This window comes from Pseudomonas parafulva (assembly GCF_000800255.1).
Classification (GTDB): Bacteria; Pseudomonadota; Gammaproteobacteria; order Pseudomonadales; family Pseudomonadaceae; genus Aquipseudomonas; species Aquipseudomonas boreofloridensis.
In genome coordinates, this window is the sequence record NZ_CP009747.1 from 667,299 (window position 1) to 688,467 (window position 21,169).

At 64.8% G+C, this 21,169-nt stretch carries 22 protein-coding genes; 11 read left to right on the forward strand and 11 right to left on the reverse strand.

Features of this window, described 5'->3' with window-relative positions; genetic code table 11:
* The first annotated feature begins 137 nt into the window (after positions 1 to 137).
* The 3 genes from NJ69_RS02985 to NJ69_RS02995 are packed head-to-tail and all read left to right on the forward strand — an operon-like array spanning position 138 to position 2,525.
* The gene (locus tag NJ69_RS02985; protein WP_039576108.1) at positions 138 to 905 is read left to right on the forward strand and encodes a 5-oxoprolinase subunit PxpA; all 768 of its coding nucleotides are present in this window, start codon (positions 138 to 140) and stop codon (positions 903 to 905) included.
* Positions 906 to 915: 10 nt separating this feature from the next.
* Positions 916 to 1,611 carry a 5-oxoprolinase subunit PxpB gene (gene pxpB, locus NJ69_RS02990; protein WP_039576110.1) on the forward strand — a complete coding sequence of 232 codons (696 nt, stop codon included), beginning with the start codon at positions 916 to 918 and terminating at the stop codon, positions 1,609 to 1,611.
* Positions 1,608 to 2,525, forward strand: a complete 918-nt coding sequence (locus tag NJ69_RS02995; RefSeq protein WP_039576111.1) for a biotin-dependent carboxyltransferase family protein — start codon at positions 1,608 to 1,610, stop codon at positions 2,523 to 2,525. The genes pxpB and NJ69_RS02995 overlap by 4 nt, the downstream gene beginning before the upstream one ends.
* 25 nt (positions 2,526 to 2,550) lie before the next feature.
* On the opposite strand, the gene NJ69_RS03000 is transcribed toward NJ69_RS02995, so the two are convergent.
* The 3 genes from NJ69_RS03000 to NJ69_RS03010 all read right to left on the reverse strand — a co-directional run bounded on the left by NJ69_RS03000 (position 2,551) and on the right by NJ69_RS03010 (position 5,831).
* Positions 2,551 to 3,729: a vWA domain-containing protein gene (locus NJ69_RS03000; protein ID WP_029613699.1), complete on the reverse strand. Its 1,179-nt coding sequence runs from the start codon at positions 3,727 to 3,729 to the stop codon at positions 2,551 to 2,553.
* A 10-nt stretch (positions 3,730 to 3,739) separates the two neighbouring features.
* Complete coding sequence (locus tag NJ69_RS03005; protein ID WP_029613698.1) at positions 3,740 to 4,585, reverse strand: AAA family ATPase; 846 nt, start codon at positions 4,583 to 4,585, stop codon at positions 3,740 to 3,742.
* 172 nt (positions 4,586 to 4,757) lie between these two features.
* A complete protein-coding gene (locus NJ69_RS03010) occupies positions 4,758 to 5,831 on the reverse strand; it encodes a DUF748 domain-containing protein (protein ID WP_039576114.1) in 1,074 nt (357 codons plus the stop codon).
* Positions 5,832 to 5,966: 135 nt separating this feature from the next.
* Here NJ69_RS03010 and cysK point away from each other — a divergent pair, with 135 nt between their 5' ends.
* Both cysK and NJ69_RS03020 read left to right on the forward strand, forming a co-directional pair.
* Positions 5,967 to 6,941, forward strand: coding sequence for a cysteine synthase A (cysK, locus tag NJ69_RS03015; RefSeq protein ID WP_039576116.1), 975 nt, complete (start codon positions 5,967 to 5,969; stop codon positions 6,939 to 6,941).
* A gap of 270 nt (positions 6,942 to 7,211) precedes the next feature.
* Complete coding sequence (locus NJ69_RS03020; protein ID WP_029613695.1) at positions 7,212 to 8,147, forward strand: aspartyl/asparaginyl beta-hydroxylase domain-containing protein; 936 nt, start codon at positions 7,212 to 7,214, stop codon at positions 8,145 to 8,147.
* Positions 8,148 to 8,188: 41 nt separating this feature from the next.
* On the opposite strand, the gene NJ69_RS03025 is transcribed toward NJ69_RS03020, so the two are convergent.
* On the reverse strand, positions 8,189 to 9,064 hold the full coding sequence (locus NJ69_RS03025) for a DMT family transporter (protein ID WP_039576118.1): 876 nt from the start codon (positions 9,062 to 9,064) through the stop codon (positions 8,189 to 8,191).
* An 84-nt stretch (positions 9,065 to 9,148) separates the two neighbouring features.
* Entirely contained in the window at positions 9,149 to 10,009 is an 861-nt protein-coding gene (locus tag NJ69_RS03030; protein ID WP_039576120.1) for a DUF6279 family lipoprotein, read from the reverse strand.
* 123 nt (positions 10,010 to 10,132) lie between these two features.
* Here NJ69_RS03030 and NJ69_RS03035 point away from each other — a divergent pair, with 123 nt between their 5' ends.
* Positions 10,133 to 10,969: a CvfB family protein gene (locus tag NJ69_RS03035; protein ID WP_039576122.1), complete on the forward strand. Its 837-nt coding sequence runs from the start codon at positions 10,133 to 10,135 to the stop codon at positions 10,967 to 10,969.
* Here the strand turns inward: NJ69_RS03035 and NJ69_RS03040 are convergent, their stop codons facing one another.
* Entirely contained in the window at positions 10,970 to 11,350 is a 381-nt protein-coding gene (locus NJ69_RS03040; RefSeq protein WP_037028026.1) for a hypothetical protein, read from the reverse strand.
* A 121-nt stretch (positions 11,351 to 11,471) separates the two neighbouring features.
* Positions 11,472 to 12,944 (reverse strand): right-handed parallel beta-helix repeat-containing protein, encoded by a 1,473-nt coding sequence (locus NJ69_RS03045; RefSeq protein WP_039576125.1) that lies wholly within the window; start codon positions 12,942 to 12,944, stop codon positions 11,472 to 11,474.
* Between the two features lie 213 nt (positions 12,945 to 13,157).
* On the opposite strand from NJ69_RS03045, the gene NJ69_RS22265 reads away from it, so the two are divergent.
* Together NJ69_RS22265 and NJ69_RS03050 are read left to right on the forward strand one after the other, a co-directional pair.
* Complete coding sequence (locus NJ69_RS22265; protein ID WP_080754705.1) at positions 13,158 to 13,334, forward strand: CsbD family protein; 177 nt, start codon at positions 13,158 to 13,160, stop codon at positions 13,332 to 13,334.
* 194 nt (positions 13,335 to 13,528) lie between these two features.
* Positions 13,529 to 14,485 carry a YihY/virulence factor BrkB family protein gene (locus NJ69_RS03050; RefSeq protein WP_029613693.1) on the forward strand — a complete coding sequence of 319 codons (957 nt, stop codon included), beginning with the start codon at positions 13,529 to 13,531 and terminating at the stop codon, positions 14,483 to 14,485.
* 8 nt (positions 14,486 to 14,493) lie between these two features.
* On the opposite strand, the gene NJ69_RS03055 is transcribed toward NJ69_RS03050, so the two are convergent.
* Positions 14,494 to 14,916, reverse strand: a complete 423-nt coding sequence (locus NJ69_RS03055; protein ID WP_080754706.1) for a GNAT family N-acetyltransferase — start codon at positions 14,914 to 14,916, stop codon at positions 14,494 to 14,496.
* A 214-nt stretch (positions 14,917 to 15,130) separates the two neighbouring features.
* Between NJ69_RS03055 and NJ69_RS03060 the strand changes: the two genes are divergently transcribed.
* Entirely contained in the window at positions 15,131 to 15,385 is a 255-nt protein-coding gene (locus tag NJ69_RS03060) for a DUF2790 domain-containing protein (protein ID WP_039576129.1), read from the forward strand.
* A gap of 5 nt (positions 15,386 to 15,390) precedes the next feature.
* Here NJ69_RS03060 and NJ69_RS03065 read toward each other — a convergent pair whose 3' ends face one another.
* A complete protein-coding gene (locus NJ69_RS03065) occupies positions 15,391 to 16,758 on the reverse strand; it encodes a PLP-dependent aminotransferase family protein (RefSeq protein WP_155290510.1) in 1,368 nt (455 codons plus the stop codon).
* A 74-nt stretch (positions 16,759 to 16,832) separates the two neighbouring features.
* Here NJ69_RS03065 and NJ69_RS03070 point away from each other — a divergent pair, with 74 nt between their 5' ends.
* Entirely contained in the window at positions 16,833 to 17,786 is a 954-nt protein-coding gene (locus NJ69_RS03070) for a threonine dehydratase (RefSeq protein ID WP_039576131.1), read from the forward strand.
* A 4-nt stretch (positions 17,787 to 17,790) separates the two neighbouring features.
* Here the strand turns inward: NJ69_RS03070 and NJ69_RS03075 are convergent, their stop codons facing one another.
* Together NJ69_RS03075 and NJ69_RS03080 are read right to left on the reverse strand one after the other, a co-directional pair.
* Complete coding sequence (locus NJ69_RS03075; RefSeq protein ID WP_039576132.1) at positions 17,791 to 18,261, reverse strand: MaoC family dehydratase; 471 nt, start codon at positions 18,259 to 18,261, stop codon at positions 17,791 to 17,793.
* Between the two features lie 32 nt (positions 18,262 to 18,293).
* Positions 18,294 to 19,238, reverse strand: coding sequence for an alpha/beta hydrolase (locus NJ69_RS03080; RefSeq protein WP_039576134.1), 945 nt, complete (start codon positions 19,236 to 19,238; stop codon positions 18,294 to 18,296).
* A gap of 200 nt (positions 19,239 to 19,438) precedes the next feature.
* Between NJ69_RS03080 and fadD2 the strand changes: the two genes are divergently transcribed.
* Positions 19,439 to 21,127, forward strand: a complete 1,689-nt coding sequence (fadD2, locus tag NJ69_RS03085; protein WP_039576136.1) for a long-chain-fatty-acid--CoA ligase FadD2 — start codon at positions 19,439 to 19,441, stop codon at positions 21,125 to 21,127.
* The last annotated feature ends 42 nt before the right edge of the window (positions 21,128 to 21,169 follow it).

Genomic DNA, 21,169 nt, shown 5'->3' on the forward strand with positions numbered 1-21,169 from the left:
GCAAGGCTGGGCGATCGGTTTTTCTTGTTCCAGACCGCAGGTTTTTCTCATTGGACGCCGGTTGCGCGGCGTTCGGACAATGACGCACACGCCGCAGCGCGGCTCGCCCCGAACCATACCAACAAGACGAGGCCCTGATGAACCCCTCGACACACCGCCAACGCCTGCTGCTCAACTGCGACATGGGCGAAAGTTTCGGCAACTGGCGCACCGGCCTGGACGCCGAGGTGATGCCCTTCGTCGACTGCGCCAACATCGCCTGCGGCTACCATGCCGGCGATCCCGGCACCATGCGCCGCACCGTCGCCCTGGCGCTGGAGCATGGCGTCAGCATCGGCGCACACCCAGCGTACCCCGACCTCAACGGCTTCGGTCGCCGCTCCATGGCCTGCAGCAGCGAGGAAATCCGTGACCTGCTGCATTACCAGATCGGCGCGCTGGACGGTATCTGCAAGGTGCTCGGCGGGCGCGTGGCCTACGTCAAGCCCCATGGCGCGCTGTACAACGACATGATGGCCGACCCGCGTCAGTTGCGTACCGTGCTCGAAGCGGTGGCGGCGTACGAGGCTGGTCTGCCGCTGATGCTGATGGCCACCGCCGACGACAGCGCCGCGCAGGCCTTGGGCGAGGAGGTTGGCGTGCCGCTGTGGTTCGAGGCCTTCGCCGACCGCGCCTACACCGCCAGCGGTCACTTGGTGTCGCGACGCCTGCCCGGCGCTGTGCATCACGATCCGGCCCTGGTCGTGGAGCAGGCTGTCCGCCTGGCGCGCGGTGAGGCGCTGGTGGCCGACGACGGCAGCGCGCTGCGGCTCAACGCCGCCACCCTGTGCGTGCATGGTGACAACGAAAGCTCGGTGGCGGCCGTCCGGCAGATCCGCGAGGCCTTGGATGCGTTGCAGGCATGAGGGCGCCGCGATGAACCCGCGTATCGAAGTGGTGGCCATCGACAGCCTGATGGTGCGGCTGTTCGACGCCATCGACGAGGCCAACATGCCGTGGATCCTCGCCGCCAGCCAGCGCCTGCGCGCGGCGTTCGGCGCGCACCTGATCGACCTGGTGCCGTCCTATACCACGCTGATGCTGCAGTCCGACCTGGCCCCGGCCTTGGCGCGGGCGCGCATCGACCAGGCGCTGGCGGGACTTGCGCCCGACGCAGGCAGCAGCGGACGCCGCCATGAGATCCCGGTGTGGTACCACCCCAGCGTCGGTCCCGAGCTGCCCTTGCTGGCCGCACGCAGTGGCCTGAGCGAGCAGGAGGTCGTGCAACTGCACAGCGAGCGCGAATACCCGGTGTTCGCCCTGGGCTTCGCGCCGGGCTTCGGCTTCATGGGCCTGGTGGACGAGCGCTTGGCCACGCCGCGCCTGAGTACGCCACGCAAGCGCGTGGCCGCTGGCAGCGTGGGGATCGCGGAGCGGCAGACGGCGGCCTATCCGGCGGTGTCGCCGGGCGGCTGGAACCTGCTCGGGCGCACTCCGGTGCGCCTGTTCGACCGTGAACGTGACGGCTACAGCCTGTTGCAGCCGGGTGACCGGGTGCGTTTCGTGGCCGTATCGCACGCCGAGTTCATCGCCCTGGGCGGCGACGATCACCCGCAGGAGGCCTACGCATGAAGCAGTTGACGATCGAGGCCAGCACCGCCCTGTGCCAGTTGCAGGATGGCGGGCGCCTGGGTGTGCGGCATTTGGGCGTGACCCAGGGTGGCGCGCTGGACTGGGTGGCGATGTACTGGGCCAACTGGCTGCTGGGCAATGCCCTGGACGCCCCGGTGCTGGAGGTGGCGCTGGGCGGTTTCACGGTGCTGGCCGAGCAGGACTGCGTGGTGGCCCTGGCCGGCGCCGACCTGGACGCGCGCGTCGATGACCAGCCAGTTGCCCCTTGGCGCAGCCTGGCCTTGGGTAAAGGCCAGCGCCTGACCCTCAGGCAGCCCCGTCAGGGCGTGCGCGCCTACGTGGCTGCGCCCGGCGGTTTTCACGGGGCGGCGGTGCTGGGCAGTTGCGCCACCGTGGCACGTGAGCAACTCGGCGGCCTGGACGGCTGCGGCGGGCCATTGGCCAGAGGGCAGACGTTGCGCTTCGGCGAGGGCATACCAGCGGTGCGTGAGGTGCCTGCCGCCCTGCGCCCGACCGCTTCGGCCAAGCCGCAATTGGACCTGGTGATGGGCGCGCAGATCGGCGCGTTCAGCGGCCTCAGCCTGTTCGAGGCATTCAACCGCGACTGGACCCTGGACAGCCGAGCGGACCGCATGGGCAGCCGTCTGCTGGGGCCGCCCTTGGTGTACCAAGGACCGCCGATGATTTCCGAAGGCATTCCCCTGGGCGCCGTGCAGGTGCCGCCGGATGGCCAGCCGATCGTGCTGCTCAACGACCGCCAGACCATCGGCGGCTATCCGCGACTCGGGGCACTCACGCCCCTGGCGCTGGCGCAGTTGGCGCAATGCATGCCGGGGGCGGTGGTGCGCTTCAGGGCGGTGGTGCAGGACACTGCATGGCGCGAGCAGCAGGCGTATCTGCAACGTTGGCGGTAAGGCCCATCGCGGATGAATGGTCGCGCTACTTCGACAGGTAGCGCATCGCTTCTTCCAGGCCCTGCAAGGTCAGCGGGTACATGCGGTCTTCCATCAGTTCACGTACCAGGTGCGTGGACGCGGTGTAGTCCCAGGTCTGCCGGGGATACGGGTTGATCCACACGATCTTGCGGAATTTCTCCCTGAAGCGCTGCATCCACACATAACCCGCTTCTTCGTTCCAGTGCTCGACACTGCCGCCCGGCTGGGTAATTTCATACGGCGCCATGGCGGCGTCGCCGACGAACACCACCTTGTAGTCGTCGCCGTACTTGTGCAGCAGGTCGAACGTGGCGAAGCGTTCGGCGTTGCGGCGCAGGTTGTTCTTCCACACCGTCTCGTAGACGAAGTTGTGGAAGTAGTAGTACTCCAGGTGCTTGAACTCGGTCTTGCAGGCCGAGAACAGCTCCTCGCAGACCTTGACGTGGGCGTCCATCGAGCCGCCGATGTCGAACAGCAACAGCAGCTTGACGGTGTTGCGTCGCTGCGGGCGCATCTGGATGTTCAGCAGCCCGGCATCGCGGGCGGTATGGTCGATGGTGCCGTCGATGTCGAGTTCCTCGGCGGCGCCTTCACGGGCGAACTTGCGCAAGCGGCGCAGGGCCATCTTGATGGTGCGTGTGCCCAGTTCGACCTGGTCGTCGAGGTTCTTGTACTCACGCTGATCCCACACCTTGACCGCCTTGCCCTGGCGCTGCCCGGCATCGCCCACGCGAATGCCCTCGGGGTTGAAACCGCCCGAGCCGAACGGGCTGGTGCCGCCGGTGCCGATCCATTTGTTGCCGCCGGCGTGACGTTCCTTTTGCTCTTGCAGGCGCTGCTTGAAGGCTTCGATCAGCTTGTCCAGCCCGCCCAGGGACTGGATCTGCGCACGCTCTTCGGCGCTGAGCGAACGCTCGAACTCCTTGCGCAGCCAGTCTTCGGGGATCAGCGCCTCGAGGTGACGGTCGAGGCGGTCCAGACCGTTGAAATAGGCGGAAAAGGCGCGGTCGAATTTGTCGAAATGCCGTTCGTCCTTGACCAGAATGGTCCTGGCCAAGTAGTAGAACGCGTCCATGTCGGCGAAGACCACCCGCTGCTGCAGGGCGTCGAGCAGGTCGAGCAGTTCGCGCAGCGACACCGGCACCTTGGCTGCGCGCAGTTCGTTGAACAGGTTGAGCAGCATGGCCAGGCCCTCAGCGGTTGCCGCGACGGCTCATGAAGGCCAGGCGTTCGAGCAGTTGCACGTCCTGCTCGTTCTTCACCAGCGCGCCGGCCAGCGGTGGAATGGCTTTGGTCGGATCGCGCTCGCGCAGCACCGCTTCGCCGATGTCGTCGGCCATCAGCAGCTTGAGCCAGTCGACCAGCTCGGACGTGGAAGGCTTTTTCTTCAGGCCCGGCACCTTGCGCACGTCGAAGAACACATCCAGCGCTTCGCTGACCAGTGAGGCCTTGATGTTCGGGTAATGCACATCGACGATGCGCTGCAGGGTGTCGCGGTCGGGGAAGGCGATGTAGTGGAAGAAGCAGCGGCGCAGAAACGCGTCGGGCAGTTCCTTCTCGTTGTTTGAGGTGATGATGATGATCGGGCGCTGGGCGGCCTTGATGGTTTCGTCGGTCTCGTAGACGTAGAACTCCATGCGATCGAGTTCCTGCAACAGGTCGTTGGGGAATTCGATGTCGGCCTTGTCGATTTCGTCGATCAGCAGGATGACCCGCTCCTGGGCCTCGAAGGCTTCCCAGAGCTTGCCTTTCTTCAGGTAGTTGCGCACGTCGTGAACCTTGTCCACGCCCAACTGCGAGTCGCGCAAACGGCTGACGGCATCGTACTCGTACAGGCCCTGCTGGGCCTTGGTGGTGGACTTGATGTGCCAGGTGATCAGGCGCGCGCCCAGGGCCTCGGCCAGTTGTTCGGCGAGCAGGGTCTTGCCGGTGCCGGGCTCGCCCTTGACCAGCAGCGGGCGTTCGAGGGTGATGGCCGCATTGACCGCCAGCTTCAGGTCGTCGGTGGCGACGTAGTTGCGGGTGCCTTCGAATTTCATGAAACCGTTCCTTTATGAGGTGTCAGGGGTGGCCTTGGGGGAGCGGGTTCATCCGCGAAGGCTGCACCGCTGACGACGCGTGTCGGTAATGTGCCCGCGACTATAACCCGCACCTCGGCGAGCGAAAATGCAGACCCGATATTCACTGGCTGAATGCCCCGTCAGGCAATGCTCAATTCGAGGTCGGCGCGGGCTGTTCGTAGCGGGCATTGAAGGCCTGGACGAAGCCATTGCGCAGGATCTGCAGGAATGCCTCGAAGGCGCTGATGTCCTGCTGGTGAACGCTGCCGCTGAGCTCGACGCGGGTGGCGAATTGATTCTTCGGCTGGTTCTTGAGCACGGTTTCGCTGGCCCCGACCAGCGCTTCCCAGATCGAGCGGAACACGCCCTTGTTCTTGTTCTCGACGTCCTGCTGCCAGTCGAACACGTCCACGTTGCGCAACAGCGGCTTGATGTAGCCCTTGAGCCGGCCGTTTTCGGCCTGGGCCTCGATCACCACATCGCCATTACCGGCGTTGAAATCGAATTTGCCGTAGGCGCTGGCGAAGTCGTTGAGGCGGCGCAGTTCGATACCTGTCGCACGCAGGCGGAACTCGAAGTCGTCGAAGTCGCTGAACGGATCGAAGGTGGCGCGGCTTTCCACCTTGGCGTCGCCGGCGATCAAGGCTGTGGCCTGGAAGCTGGCATCGCGCCGGCCAGCCTCGTCGCGCACGTTGGTCAGGTTGCGGATGCTGGCCTGCAGTCGAGTGGCCTTGAGATTGACCGGGGGCTTGGAATTGAAGTTTCGGAAGGTCAGGGTGCCGTCGTCGATGCGCACCTCGTTCAGGGTGATCGGCAACAGCTTTTCCAATTGGGCGCGCCAGTCGGTGCCCTGGCCGGTCTGGGAGTTCTGCTTGCTTCCGCCGTCGACGAAGTTCAGTTCCGGGTGCACGAAGGCCACTTCGGCCACTACCGCCTGGTCGTACCACAGTGCATGCCAGCTCACCGACAGGTCGATCAGCGGTGCATCGAGCAGCGGCACCGGCACCTTGCCGCTGGTCTTGACGATCTTCAGCCCGTTGATCTGGTAGGCCCCGCGCCACCAGGCCAAGTCCACGTCGCTGACCTGGCCGCGGTAGTCGCCCATGTCGGCCAGCTTGTCGTTGAGGTAGTCGCGCACCAGGTAGGGCAGGGCCAGGTGCAGGGCCACCAACAGCACGACCAGGCCAGCCAGGCCGAGCAGCGGCCAGCGATAGCGAGCTTTCATCCCAGGGTCTCCAGGTCAGGTTGTGCGGTTGACCGCCCGTTGCCCGGCTTGGTTCGACCGGGCTTTACGCCGTGCCGGGGGCAGGCTTACCCTTGAGGTTTTCCGCCTGTTTCCCACGATTCAAGGACTGCAGCCATGAGCCGTATCTACGCCGACAACGCCCATTCCATCGGCAACACGCCGCTGGTGCAGATCAATCGCATCGCCCCGCGTGGGGTGACCATCCTGGCGAAGATCGAAGGACGCAACCCAGGCTATTCGGTCAAGTGCCGCATCGGCGCCAATATGGTCTGGGACGCCGAAGGCAGCGGCAAGCTCAAGCCGGGCATGACCTTGGTCGAACCGACCTCGGGCAACACCGGCATCGGCCTGGCCTTCGTCGCGGCTGCACGTGGCTACAAGCTGATCCTGACCATGCCGGCGTCCATGAGCCTGGAGCGGCGCAAGGTGCTCAAGGCGCTGGGCGCCGAGCTGGTGCTGACCGATCCGGCCAAGGGCATGAAGGGCGCGATCGAGAAGGCCGACGAGATCGTCGCCTCCGACCCTGCGCGTTACTTCCTGCCAGGCCAGTTCGAGAACCCAGCCAACCCGGCCATCCACGAGAAGACCACCGGCCCGGAAATCTGGAACGACACCGACGGCGCGGTCGATGTGCTGGTGGCGGGCGTGGGCACCGGCGGCACCATTACCGGCGTATCACGCTACCTCAAGCACACCCAGGGCAAATCGATCCTGTCGGTGGCGGTGGAGCCGGCGGCCTCGCCGCTGATCACCCAGGCCCTGGCCGGTGAGGAGCTCAAGCCAAGCCCGCACAAGATCCAGGGCATCGGTGCCGGTTTCATCCCGAAGAACCTGGACCTGTCGATCGTCGACCAGGTGGAGTTGGTCACCGACGAAGAAGCCAAGGCCATGGCCATCCGTCTGATGCAGGAAGAGGGCATCCTCTGCGGCATCTCCTGCGGCGCCGCCATGGCCGCTGCCGTCCGCCTGGCAGAAAAGCCGGAAATGCAAGGCAAGACGCTGGTGGTGATTCTCCCGGACTCCGGCGAGCGCTACCTGTCGAGCATGCTCTTCAGCGACCTGTTCACCGACCAGGAACTCCAGCCCTGAGCGCAGGCGCTCAGCGCCAAGCGCTAACAAGCTACAAGCTGCAAGCTACAAGCTACAAGCTACAAGCTGCAAGCTACAAGCTACAAGCTACAAGCTACAAGCTACAAGCTACAAGCTGCACCGTGGAACGCCACCGATCAGCTTGCCGCTTGAAGCTTGCCACTTACCGCTCGAAAAAAGGCTTGATCGGGATCAGGTTGCAGCTGTCTGGGATGGGTTTATCATGTCCGGCTATTCGGGGACGGCCTGATTCCCCCAAAGGAGTGTTGCATGACCTTTTCCTTCCTCGCCAAGGCGGGTGTCCTGCTGGTGTTCTTCGGCAGTGTGCTGTTCGTGCACCTGCGGGGCAAGGCGCGCTTGCCGGTGCTGCGCCAGTTCGTCAACCATTCGGCGCTGTTCGCGCCCTATAACAGCCTGATGTACCTGTTCTCCGGGGTGCCGTCCAAGCCGTACCTGGACCGTCAGCGCTTTCCCGAGCTGGATGTACTGAAGAACAACTGGCAGGAAATTCGCGAAGAGGCCATGCGCCTGTTCGACGAGGGTTACATCCGCGCTGCGGAAAAGGACAATGATGCCGGCTTCGGTTCGTTCTTCAAGAAGGGCTGGAAGCGTTTCTACCTGAAGTGGTATGACAAGGCCCTGCCTTCGGCCGAGGCGCTGTGCCCACGCACCGTGGAACTGGTCAACAGCATTCCCAACGTCAAGGGTGCGATGTTCGCCCTGCTGCCGGGCGGTAGCCACCTCAATCCGCACCGCGATCCGTTCGCCGGCTCCCTGCGCTATCACCTGGGGCTGTCCACGCCGAACTCCGACGACTGCCGCATCTACGTCGACGGCCAGGTCTACGCCTGGCGTGACGGCGAGGACGTGATGTTCGACGAAACCTACGTGCACTGGGTGAAGAACGAAACCGACGTGACCCGGGTGATCCTGTTCTGCGACGTCGAGCGTCCGCTGAACAGCCCGCTGATGACCCGCATCAACCGTAAGGTCAGCGCGTTCCTCGGCCGCGCCACCGCGCCGCAGAACACCGACGACGAGCGCGTGGGTGGCATCAACCAGGCCTACGCCTGGAGCAAGCGCTTCAGCAACCGCATCAGTACCCATGTGAAACAGTTCAAGCGGGCCAACCCCAAGGCCTACCGTGTGCTGCGACCGGTGCTGGCCGTATTGGTGGCCTACCTGTTGTATCGCTGGTTGTTCTGATCTGCCTGCCCCGGCGTCGTCGACGACGCCGGGGCCTTCCCTCAGCGGCGCGCCGGTCGCAGCACCAGCCACAAGGCCGCGCCGATCATCACCCCGCCATACAGGTGCGCCAGCGACAGCGGCTCGCCCAACAGCCACGCCCCCCAGAGTACGCCGAATACCGGAATCAGAAAGGTCACCGTGGTGGCCTTGACCGGCCCGATCTCGTCCAGCAGGCGGAAGTACAGGATGTAGGCGAACGCCGTGCACACCAGCCCCAGTCCCAGCAACGAGCCCCACACCGACCAGCCGCCCCAACTGGGCGGCGGCTGGGTCAAGGCGCTCCAGGCGAACAGCGGGGCCAGCAGCAAGGTGGCACCGAGCATGCTGCCCAGGGCCGATAGCCGACTGTCCAGCCCGCTGATCCAGCGCCGTGCGAGAAAGCCGGCGAAGCCATAACAGGTGGTTGCCGCCAGGCACGCCAGCGCGCCTTGCAGCAGCGCCAGGTCCAGCGCGACCGGGCCGGCACCGCTGAGGATGGCCACGCCGAACAGCCCCAGGAAAATCCCGCACAGCTTGGGCAGGGTCATGGCCTCATGGAAGAACAGCGCGCCGATCAGCACGCCCATCAGCGGCGTGGTGGCGTTGAAGATCGCCGAGTAGCCGGCGGGCAGCACTTGCGCGGCCACCGAATAGAAGGTCGCCGGAATGCCCGAGTTGATCATGCCCAGCACCAGACAGGCGCCGAGCTTGCCCTGAAAGTCCCAGCGCACGCGCCCGGCGGCGAGGATGGCGATCAGCCCGAGGCAGGCGATGGACACGCGGAAAAAGGCGGTAGGCAGTGCGCCCAGCTCTGGCGCGATGATGCGCATGAACAGGAAGCTCGCGCCCCAGACGGCGGCGAGGGTCAGCAGGCGGGCGAGGGCGATGGGGCTCACGGACATCTCCGGTGGACGGGACAGGGGCGCGAGTGTACGTGAGCGGGGAGGGGCTTTCCTGTCGTTTCTTGCGATGTGAACCGGTCAGCCCTTGAGGCACTTCAACTGGCTGAAGTCCTGGCGCACCTTGCCCAGCCGCTCGATCAGCAACTGGCGCTGCGCCGCGCTGCTCTGCTGCAGCAAGTCGACCAACAGGCTGCGGGCCTGGCGCTCGGTGTTGTCGAAGGCAGCGCGGTAGGCCGGCGACCACAGGCTCTGCTTGTCCTGTAGCAACTGCGCCAGGCGCGGCTCGAAAGCCGGGGTTTGGCGCTGGTCCATGGCCAGCAGCAACTGCTGCTGCCAGGCCTGGCGGTTGGCGATCCACTCACGGTTCTGATCGCCCAGCGCCTGGGACCAACTCATCACCCGCTGACGCTGGACGGCGCTGAGCTCGCCCAGCCAGGGCTTGAGGCGCTTGTGCATACGCGTGGCGCGCTCTTCTATCTGCCTGGGCAGCGGGGTATCGACGTACTCTTTCTGGCGCTCGGCGATGTCGTCGCTGAACGCCTTGCGCATCTCGGCCACCTGGGCATCGCTCATGTCGCGCAATAGCTCGGCGGCCGACGGGGTGATCGCCTCGGCCACCCGCCCGATGGCCAGGCGCGCCTCGGCGGTGCGCTGTTGCAAGGCCTGGTCGGTGACCGCCTGGTCGGCGACCATCTGCCGGACCTTGTCGAGCCAGTCGAGATAGCCCGGCAACTGCGTTTTGCAGTGCCAGGCCAGGTGATCCTTGAGCCGTTCGTCGAGCAGCGCCTTCTGCTGGCGGTTCATGTCCAGGTAGTCGCCCAGCGACCAGGGCACCAGGCGGTCGAGGTTGCGGTAGGCGAGGTCGATACGCGTGCAGGCCCCCAGCGTCAGGGCCAGGCCGACGATGAGCACCAGGGTGCGGATGAGCTGGGCAGGCATGCGCGAATCCTTGCAGTGACGGACCAGGGAGTAGACGCGGCGGCACGCTCGGCGGTTCCAGCGGATCGGCAGCCCGGGCGCATCGGGTGTAGAATAGCCGCCTTGTCTGGAGGAACATCGGAAATGGCTCTGCTTGGGCGTTACAACAGTTTGCAAATCGTGAAACACGTGGAGTTCGGTCTCTACCTGGACGGCGGCGCCGACGGCGAGATCCTCCTGCCCAGGCGCTACTTCCCCAAAGACGCTGAGCTGGAGCTGGACGACTGGCTCAACGTGTTCATCTACCTGGACAGCGAAGATCAGCTGATCGCCACCACCGAAAAGCCCAAGATCCAGGTCGGTGGATTCGCCAGTCTCAAGGTCAAGGACATCAACGGCGCCGGTATCTTCCTCGACTGGGGGCTGTCCAAGGACCTGCTGATGCCCTACTCCGAAGAAGTGCAGCCGCTGAAGATCGGCGACTACTGCGTGGTCCACGCCTACCTCGACAAGCGCACCCGGCGCATCACCGCCACCGCGCGCCTGGACCGCTACCTCGATCGCACCCCGGCCGACTATTCGCCGGGTCAGCCGGTGGAACTGCTGGTGGCTGGCGAGACGCCGATGGGCTTCAAGGCCATCATCAACAGTCGCCACTGGGGCCTGATCCACAAGAACGAGGTGTTCAAGTTCCTGCGTTCGGGGATGCACGAACAGGGCTTCATCAAGGAAGTGCGCCACGACGGCAAGATCGCCCTGAGCCTGCAACCGGTGGGCGCGGCGCTGGCCGACGACCTGCAGGCGCAGATCCTCAAGCGCCTGGAGGAGGCCGGTGGGGTGTTGCCGGTGTGCGACAAGAGCGCGCCGGACGTCATCGCCAAGCTGTTCAACGTCAGCAAGGGCAACTTCAAGAAAGCGATCGGTGGCTTGTTCAGGCAGGGTCTGATCGTCATCCATGACGATCGCATCGAGCGCGCCTGATCAGCCCTGCACGAAGGGGCTGAAGTCCAACTGCTCACCGCCCGGGCGGGTGTCGCGCAGCAGCGAGTCGCGGTCGGCGCTGAGTGCCAGGCTGATGGTCGAGCGGCGCTTGCCGGGGTTGCGGATTTCCATCTGCTCCTGATGCGCGCGCAGGAAGTTCACCGGCACCTTCAAGTGTTGCAGCGTGTCGGTATCGGGGGTGTGCAGCAGCAGGTTGACCCAATCGGGCTGGCCTTTGCGCAGCAAGCCCACCGGCACCTCGAACCACCACAGGTTGCGTTTCTTGTCGAGGATGGCGAACAGGGTGTTGTCGCGGTCGAGCACCGGCCGGGCCAGCGCTTCGTTGCGCCGGGCAATGGCGGTGGGTTTGTCGAGTTTCATGCAGGTTCCTGCGGGTTGACGCCTGAAAGGCCTGACATTGTGCAAGGCGGCGCGGGGCGCGGCAAGGTCTGCAGGGTTCACGGCAGCCACGGCGCACCGGCCGTCGCTGCCGTGGCCCGGCTCATCGCCGTAATGACGGGCTCAACTCCGAGGTCGCGCCATCGGCGGTCGTCACCGTGGCGGTGAAACTGTGCAGTGCGTCGATGTCGCTCAACATCATCTCGAAGCGTGCGTGGCCTTGAGCATCGCTGTTGGCCAGCACCTCGCCCAGATAGTGTTCGGCCTCCTGGCCATCGGCCGTGGAGTTGCCGAACACTTCGACACGCAGCCGGCTCGAGGCCGGTCCCTGCACCTCTCCTCTGAGCAACGCGCCGTCCAACGCCAACAGTCGTGGCGCGGGTTGATTATGGTTGGGCAGCGGCTGGCACGGCTGGGGCTGGCCGTTGGCGTCGCAGATGATCGCCTGGTCCTGTTTCGCCAATTCCGCTCCGACGCCGCGCGAGCCGACGTACAGCGCATGCGCCTGGGCCGGCACGCCGAAGACGATGGCCCCGGTACGCTGGTTCGGCACGCACGAGCCGCCCGCCTGGCAGCGACGGATGTCCAGGCCGTTGCCCCAGATGCGGTTGGCGGTCAGGCGCGTGGCAGTCACTTGTGGCTCTGGACGCAGGGCCACACCGATGCGGTTGCCGTGGATCAGGTTGCCGTCGAGCACGTTGTCTTCGCCCGTGACGCTGACGCCGATGGAGTTGCCGGTGAAGGTGTTGGCGCCCAGGTAGTTACGCTTGCCCCAGTTGATCTGCAGACCGTCGGAGTAGTGCTCGAAGCGGTTGCGCACCACGGTGTTGTCGTTGCCCAGCAGGATTTCGATGCCTTGGGACGGCTCGGGATTGGCGTCGGTGGAGCGGAACAGGTTGTCGGCCACCAGGTTGAAGGCCGCGCCACGGGTCAGTTCCAGACCGTCGCCGTTGTCGATCAGTTGATTGCGCAACACCTTGTTGTTGATCGTGGTGGTGGCGGTCGGATTACCGGCGCCGTCGTCGCCGGTGAGCATGATGCCGGCACCGCCCTTGTTGGCGACGATGCGGTTGTCCTCTATCACGTTGCCGCTGGCGCGGTTGACCAGGATGCCGATGCAGAAATTGCGCACCTCCAAACCGCTCACGTGCACGCCCTGGGTGTCGCGCAGCACTAGGCCGGGGTAGCTGGTGCTGCGCACGTTGGTGCCGAACTGGCCGGGCAGGGCGCCGGGGCAGGTCCGCACGCCCTGGTCGCGGATGTAGCCGGAGCCGTCAATGGCGATGTATTGACCGTCACGCGCCCAGGACAGCCCGGTGATGCGCAGCGGCCCCTTGATCTCCGGCAGCGCCCGGTTGGGGCGGATGACATAAGGCGGCTCGCCCGCGGGCACGATGTCGATGCGATAACGGCCAGGGGCTGCATTGCTGGTTTCCAGCGCCCAGCGCAGGGTGCCGGGCTGGCCATCGTCGCTGTAACGATCGACGCGCAGGATTTCAGGGGTGGTCGGGTCTGCCGCCAGGGCAGGCAGGGGCAGCAGCGGCAGGGCGGCTGCGAGCAAGGTGATCAGACGCATGGGCAGGTTGGTCCGCAAACTGTTGTTGTTATGAGCGGCCGATTCTAGAGGCGCGGGTCAGGCTCTTGCAGTGAGCGAAGGTCGATTCGGTGCGGTATTCGCCCGCTGTTTGCCGCCGGGTTCGGCGAGGTGAAAAAGTTTGAAACTCCCCGACAAGCCCAGCGGTCAACCTTTTGTCGGCACGGTTCACGTGTCTCTATCAGGAGATTCACCATGAGCGGCACTAAAGACAAAGCGAAGGGCCTGGCGAACGAAGCCATCGGCAACGTCAAGCAAGGTGTTGGCAAGGTCACCGACAGCGACAAGCTGAAGGCCGAAGGTAAAGCCCAGGAACTGAAGGGTGAAGCTCAGCAGAAAGTCGGCAAGGTCAAGGACAAGCTCGACAAGTAACTGCCTGTAACGCTCAAGGCCGCCCAGTGGATGAGCGACTACGCTCTTTCACGCGGCGGCCTTTTACTGTGGGTTGTCGCAACCTGAGTAGGTTTTTTCCTGAAACAGGCAGGGAGCAGTACACCAGCCGCGTGGTCTATTAGACTTGACCGCCTTGTGACAACCACGACGATCGAGCGGCGAAAGGAGACGCTATGATTTTTCCCGCCTTGCAGGGGCTGCCTCTGCACCGCGTGATGGTGCGCACCGTCCAGGAGTTCCTTGACGACGAGATGTCCACCTACGCCTCGGCACTGGCCTACCAGATGCTGTTTTCGCTGTTCCCCTTCATCCTGTTCCTGATCGCCCTGATCGGTTTCCTGCACCTTCCCGACTTCTTCTCCTGGCTGCGCCTGCAAACCGAACTGGTGTTACCGCCCCAGGCGCTGGAACAGGTCAATCCGGTGATCGACCAATTGCAGCAGTCCAAGGGTGGGCTGGTGTCGGTGGGTATCGTCATCGCCCTGTGGACCGCCTCTGCCGGCGTGCGCCTGATGATGAGCGCAATGAATGCCGCTTATGACGTGCCCGAGGGCCGTCCGGTGTGGAAGCGCATTCCCCTGTCGATCTTCTACACCATCGGTATCGCCGGCATGCTGCTGATGGCGGCGGCACTGATGGTACTTGGCCCGCAGGTGATGGAGTGGATCGCCGCCCAGGTCGGCCTGCAAGAGGTGATCGTCACCGTTTGGACGGTGCTCCGTTGGCCGGTCATCATCCTGCTGATGATGGTCGCGGTGGCGTTGATGTATTACGTCATGCCGGATGTGAAACAGAAATTCCGCTTCATCACGCCGGGGTCGGTGCTGGCGGTGGTTGTGTGGATCCTGGCTTCACTGGGCTTTGCCTATTACGTGAAAACCTTCGCCGACTACAACGCCATGTACGGCAGCATCGGGGCAATCATCGTCCTGCTGCTGTATTTCTACATTTCCTCTGCGGTGCTGCTGCTGGGCGCCGAGATGAATGCGGTGATCGAGCACATGTCGGCCGAGGGCAAGGATCCTGGGGAGAAGGACTTCGACGGCGAGAAACCCAAGGAAACCATCACCGTGCTTGGCCACGAGCAGCCGGTATCGGCCGAGTCGCACCCGCGCCAGCCTGATGCCTGAAGCGCGATTCAGCCTGGCGTGAACCCCGCCCGCACCAGCGCCACCAGTGACTTGCTGCGCTGGTAGCGGGCCAACCGAGAAGCCAGTTCAGCGGGCAGGGCATGGGTTGAGTCGAAACCCAGCCGAGCATAGAAGGTCTGCAGGTCGGGGTGGCAGAATAGCCAGGTCGGGCCTGGACGTGCTGCCAGTGACGCCTCGATCAACCCCGCCGCGATGCCTTTCCTGCGCCACGGTTCGGCGACGAACAATCCCGTCAACCACTGACCCCCGGCAACCGGCGTCAGGCTCAGCGCGCCGATCAGGCCGTCAGCCCGTGCTACCCATGACTCACCGTCACCACTGGCGCGCATGCGCGAGCCCTGCTGGCGATAGAAATGATCGAGCAAGCGGCGCTGTGAGTGGCATAGCCGTTGATAGTCAGGCGGAGTCATGGGCAGCTTTGTCGCAGATTGTTGCATTTGGAGCAAGGGTGAAACTCCGACTGCCGGGTTCACGTATTGCGTGGCGGGCGTAAAATTCCAGCTATCCCTTTCGCATTGTCCGAAGCGGGATTCGTGCTTCGTGTCACCGCTTCGGTGACAACTTCTCCACGCCAGTGACGGCACAAGAAGTCGATCTAGCCGATTGTCTTCAAGGTCTTGAATCATGAAACCATTATTGATCCTCGCATTGGTCGGGATGTCTTCGTTCGCCCTGGCGGATGAGGTCAAGACGGCCCAGGCCCAACCCCCGGTGCAATACGACTACTCGACCAACCTCGATATCAAGCGGGTCATCCATCTGTCGACCCTGCCCAATGTCTGCGAGGTGGTACCCGCGACCATGATCTACGAAGATCACCAGGGGCAGGTGCACACCCTTCAATACCGCGCCATGGGCGAGGGTTGCCAGCAGGGCTAGGTGCGTCAGTCACTGCCGTCGTCCAGCACTGCGCGCACGATCTCCAGCCCCTGTGTGAGCTGCGCGCGGCTGACGGCCGCCGACAGGCTGATGCGCACGGCTTTCACTGCCTCGCCGCCCACCGCGAACACGCTGGCTGGCACCACTTCCACGCCCCGTTGCCGACACGCCGCCGCCAAGGTTTCGGCGCAGGCGGGTGTGCGCACCCAGATATGCGGGGACGGCGCCTCGCGGGTGAGCAAGGCCTCGCCCAACCACCGTCGGGCCAGACGCCAGCGTTGCTCGACTTCCTCGCGCTGCTGGGCCAACCGGCGTGCTGCCGTCCCCTCGCCGATCCACTGGCAGGCGATCTGCAGATTCAGCGGTGATACCGACCAGTGGGTGGCGCGGGTGTGAGGGTCGATGCGCTCGAGCAGGTCCGGCGACGCCGCGATCCAGCCCACCCGCAGCCCGGCGGCCACGGTTTTCGACAGGCTGCTGACCAGCACGCCACGGCCATCGAGCAGTGGATACAACGGTGGCCGTTCGCTGAACGCACCGTAGACATCGTCCTCGATCACCCACAGCTCATTGCGTCGGACCACGTCGGCGATGGCCTGGCGACGGGCTTCGTCCATGCACGCTCCGGTGGGGTTGTGCAGCGTCGGCGTGGTCACCAGTACCCGCGCGCCGCTGGCCCTCGCCACCCGCTCCAGGGCCTCGGGGCGCAAGCCTTGACCGTCCAGTGCAACGCCCTGCACGGGAAGGCGCAGCTGTCGACAGGCGGCCTTGATGCCGGGCGCGCTCAGCGCTTCGACCATCACCGGCTCGCCGGGCTGGCACAGCGACTGCAACACGCAGGTCAGTGCCTGTTGCGCGCCGCCGCACAGCAGCAGGTCGTCGGCATCCACGGTGATGCCGCGCAGGCTGAGCCAATGGGCGCCCTGCAGGCGGCCCAGCAGCAGTCGATCATGGTCCAGGTAGTGATCCAGCAGGTTGAAGTCGCCTGCCTGCAGCAACGATTGCAGACTCTGTTGCAGATCCTGTGGGGCCAGGTCGGCCACCGGCACGTTGGTCGACAGGTCGATCAGGGTCGGATGGCGGTCATGCTGCTTGAGGCGAAACAGCGTCGCTTCCTTGCTCCCCGCCAGCACATAGGTGCCGCGCCCGACTTCGCCGGCCACCAGGTGGCGGGCGGCCGCTTCGCGATAGGCTTGCTGCGTGGTGCTCGGATTGAGCCCCAGCTTCCACGCCAGGCGCCGCTGCGGGGGAAGGCGTTCGCCGACTGTCAGTTCACCGCGCTCGATGGCCATGGCGATGGCCTCGACCAGCGCCAGGTAGCGGGGTTGGTCATCATCGACCAGGTGAGGTGTCCACACGAAATTGCGGCCCATGCAATATAAGGTTTGACCCATACAATGCCGGGCACTCAGGATCGAGGCAACTGCAACCGAGAAGGATGACCGCCATGTTCGATCTCACCGCCCTGCGCGAAGCCGCCGATTTCGTTCATCAGCATGTGCCGCCGACGCCTCAGTTGGCCTGGCCGCTGCTGGCCGAGCGGACTGGATGCCAGGTATGGGTCAAGCACGAAAACCATGCCCCTACCGGCGCCTTCAAGGTGCGCGGCGGACTGGTCTACGTGCGTTCACTGCTCGACAGCGGCGAGGTGCCCGCTGGCCTGGTGACCGCGACCCGCGGCAATCACGGGCAAAGCATGGCGCTGGCGGCGCGGCAAGCGGGCCTGCCGCTGGTGATCGTGGTGCCTGAAGGCAATTCGCTGGAAAAGAACGCGGCCATGCGCGCGCTGGGGGCGGAACTGATCGAGCATGGCGTCGATTTCGACGTGGCCCGCGAGCACGCGGCACAACTGGCCCAGGCCCGTGGCTACCTGATGGTGCCGTCGTTCCATGCGCAACTGGTACGCGGCGTGGCGACTTACGCCTTGGAGCTGTTCGAGGCGGTGACCGGTCTTGACACCGTCTACGTGCCGATCGGCATGGGCTCGGGCATCTGTGGGTTGATCCAGGCGCGGAACCTGCTGGGGCTGCGCACCGAGATCGTCGGCGTGGTCTCCAGCGCGGCGGATGCCTATGCGCGCAGCTTCGAATCGGGGCGTATCGTCACCACCGCCAGCGCGAACACCTTCGCCGACGGCATGGCCTGCCGCGTGCCCAACCCCGAGGCCTTCGCCCTGGTGCGAGAGCACGCGGCGCGGATCGTGCGGGTGAGCGACGATGAGATCGCCCAGGCCATGCGTCTGTACCACGAAACCACCCACAACACCGCCGAAGGTGCCGGTGCTGCGGCGTTGGCGGCGCTGCTGCAGGAGCGCGAACGTCAGGTCGGCAGGCGTGTGGCAGTGGTATTGAGCGGCGCGAACGTGGACCGTGCGCGCTACGCGCAGGTCCTGGCAGGCTGAGCCCTCAGCTGGCGACGAAGTTCGGCGGCGACACCAGTTCGACGGTCTGCTGCTTGCGCGGGGCGAGAATCTCGGCCTCGCCGGAGACCACCAGTTCGTCGTTCTGGTTGTAGACGTTGGTGGCGATGCGCACTTTGAACTTGGGCAGCTTCTCGAGAATTTCCAGGCGCACGGTCAGGGTGTCGCCGATCTTCACCGGCTTCTGGAAGCTCATTTGCTGACCCAGGTAGATGGTGCCCGGCCCTGGCAGGGTGCAGGCCACCGCAGCACTGATCAGTGCGCCGCTGAACATGCCGTGGGCGATACGCTCGCGGAACATGCTCTTGGCGGCGAACTCGGCATCCAGGTGCACCGGGTTGTGATCGCCGGACATCGCAGCGAACAGCTGGATGTCGCGTTCTTCCACCGCTTTTTCGTAACTGGCCGTCTGGCCGACTTCGAGGGCTTCGTAGGGCGTGTTGCTGACCTGGGTCATCAGGGCTTCCTTGAGAGGGACGAGGCGGGTGTTCATTCGCTACGGGCTGGACGGTTCAGGGCCAGGGCCTGTTCCAGCCAGGCGATGATGTCGCGGGTGACCTCGTCGCGATGGGTTTCATTGAGCACTTCGTGCCGGGCATCGGGGTAGACGCGCAATTGTACATGGCGGTTACCGGTGGCGCGCAGCGCGTCGGCCAGATGGGTGAGACGTCCGCCGGCACTGACCGGATCACATTCGCCGCCGATCACCAGCAGCGGCAGGTCCGGGTCGATCTGCGCCAGGTGGCGGGGCTGGCTGATCTGCACCAGGCCTTGCAGCAGGTCGAGCCATAGCTGATTGCAGCAGCGAAAGCCGCACAGCGGGTCGTTGAGGTAGGCGTCCACCTCCTGCGCATCGCGGCTGAGCCAGTCGAAGGCGGTGCGGTTGGGCCTGAATGCCTTGTTGAAGGCGCCGAACGACAGCCAGTCGATCACGCCGCTGCGCCCGCGCGGCCCCTGGCGCCAGGTTTCCAGGCGGGCGATCAGCCGCGCCGCACGGTACAGCGCCGCCGGCCGGCTGTTCGAGCCGCTGAGCACGGTGCCTTGCAGGCTGGCGCTGTGGTGCAGCAAATAGGCCTGGGCGAGGTAGCTGCCCATGCTGTGGCCGAACAGAAACAGCGGCGTGCCGGGAAACTGCTGGCCGATGTACTGGCTGAGCAAGCCCAGGTCATCGAGCACCGTGCTCCAGCCATTGCGCTCGGCGAACAGGCCCCGATCGGCCGGTGCGGCGGTGCGGCCGTGACCGCGCAGGTCGGGTGCGAACAGGGCGAAACCGGCCTCGTTCAGCGCCTGGCCCAGTCGTCCATAGCGTCCGCCATGCTCGGCCATGCCGTGGACCAGCAGCACGACGGCCTTGACCGGGGTGAGCGGCAACCACTGGTGGACATACAGGCTGCACCGCTCGCCGGTGGGTAGCCAGAAGGCGTTGGGAGACATGACCGATCCTTTGCGCACGGGCCTCAGATCAGTGTATGCACAATGACCAGAATTGCAGGGAGGGCACAAATAAGATTCACGATGTTAATGGCAGCCCTTCCTGTGTTTGTCCCCTCAGGCTTACCTGCTAACGTCGGCTGAACGCCTGTTTGCCAAGGGCAATCAGGGCATGGACGGTTCAGGCTGAGGAACAACAATAAATGCAAGCCGACTTCTGGAACGACAAACGCCCGGTGGGCGTGCCCTCCACCCTCGACATGGGCGACTATGCGTCGGTCGTCGAGGTTTTCGAGCGCGCCTGTAAGCGCTTCGCCGAGCGCCCGGCGTTCAGCAACCTGGGCGTCACCCTGACCTATGCCGACCTGGATCGCCACTCGGCCGCCTTCGCCGCCTGGTTGCAGCACCATACCGACCTGGCGCCCGGCGAGCGCATCGCCGTGCAGATGCCCAATGTGCTGCAGTACCCGATCGCCGTGTTCGGCGCCATGCGCGCCGGGCTCATCGTGGTCAATACCAACCCGCTGTACACCGAACGCGAGATGCGTCACCAGTTCAAGGACTCCGGCGCCCGCGCGCTGGTGTACTTGAACATGTTTGGCCAGCGCGTGCAGAACGTGCTGCCGGACACCGGCATCGAGTACCTGATCGAGGCGAAGATGGGCGACCTGCTGCCTGCCGCCAAGGGCTGGCTGATCAACACCGTCGTCGACAAATTGAAGAAGATGGTGCCGACCTATCGTCTGCCCCAGGCGCTGTCGTTCAAGCAGGTGCTGCGCCAGGGCCGTGACCTTCGCCGCACCCCGGTACCACGCACGCTCGATGACGTCGCCGTGCTGCAGTACACCGGCGGCACCACAGGCCTGGCCAAAGGCGCGATGCTGACCCACCGCAACCTAGTGGCCAACATGCAGCAGGTGCTGGCCTGCTTTTCCCAGCATGGCCCCGACGGCCAGCCGCTGATCAAGGAAGGGCAGGAGGTGATGATCGCGCCGCTGCCGCTTTATCACATCTATGCCTTCACCGCGAACTGCATGTGCATGACCGCCACCGGCAACCACAACGTGCTGATCACCAATCCCCGCGACATCCCTGGTTTCATCAAAGAGTTGGGCAAGTGGCGTTTCTCGGCGTTGCTGGGGCTCAACACGTTGTTCGTCGCGCTGATGGACCACCCAGGCTTCGCGTCGCTGGACTTCTCGTCGCTGAAGGTCACCAATTCGGGGGGCACGGCACTGGTCAAGGCCACGGCCGAGCGCTGGGAAACGCTCACGGGCTGTCGCATCGTCGAAGGGTACGGCCTCACCGAAACCTCGCCGGTGGCCAGCACCAATCCCTACGGCACGTTGGCGCGATTGGGTACGGTGGGTATTCCGGTGGTGGGCACGGCGTTCAAGGTCATCGATGACCAGGGTCAGGAGCTGCCGCTGGGCGAGCGCGGCGAGCTGTGCATCCAGGGGCCGCAGGTGATGAAGGGCTACTGGCAACAACCGGAGGCCACGGCCGAGGCGCTGGATGCCGAGGGTTGGTTCAAGACCGGTGACATCGCGGTGATCGATGCCGAAGGCTTCACCCGTATCGTCGACCGCAAGAAGGACATGATCATCGTCTCGGGCTTCAACGTGTACCCCAATGAAATCGAAGATGTGCTCATGGGCCACCCGCAGGTGGCCAGTTGTGCGGTGATCGGCGTGCCGGACGAGCGCTCCGGCGAGGCGGTGAAGTTGTTCGTGGTGCCGCGGGCGGGCGGGGTCAGCGTCGAGGAACTGAAAACCTTCTGCAAGGCCAACCTCACCGGCTACAAAGTCCCCAAGCACATCGTGCTACGCGACTCGCTGCCCATGACCCCGGTGGGCAAGATCCTGCGCCGCGAATTGCGCGACATCGCCTGAGGTGCCAATGGCAGCAGCGGGGGTGGGTCGCTGCTGCCATTG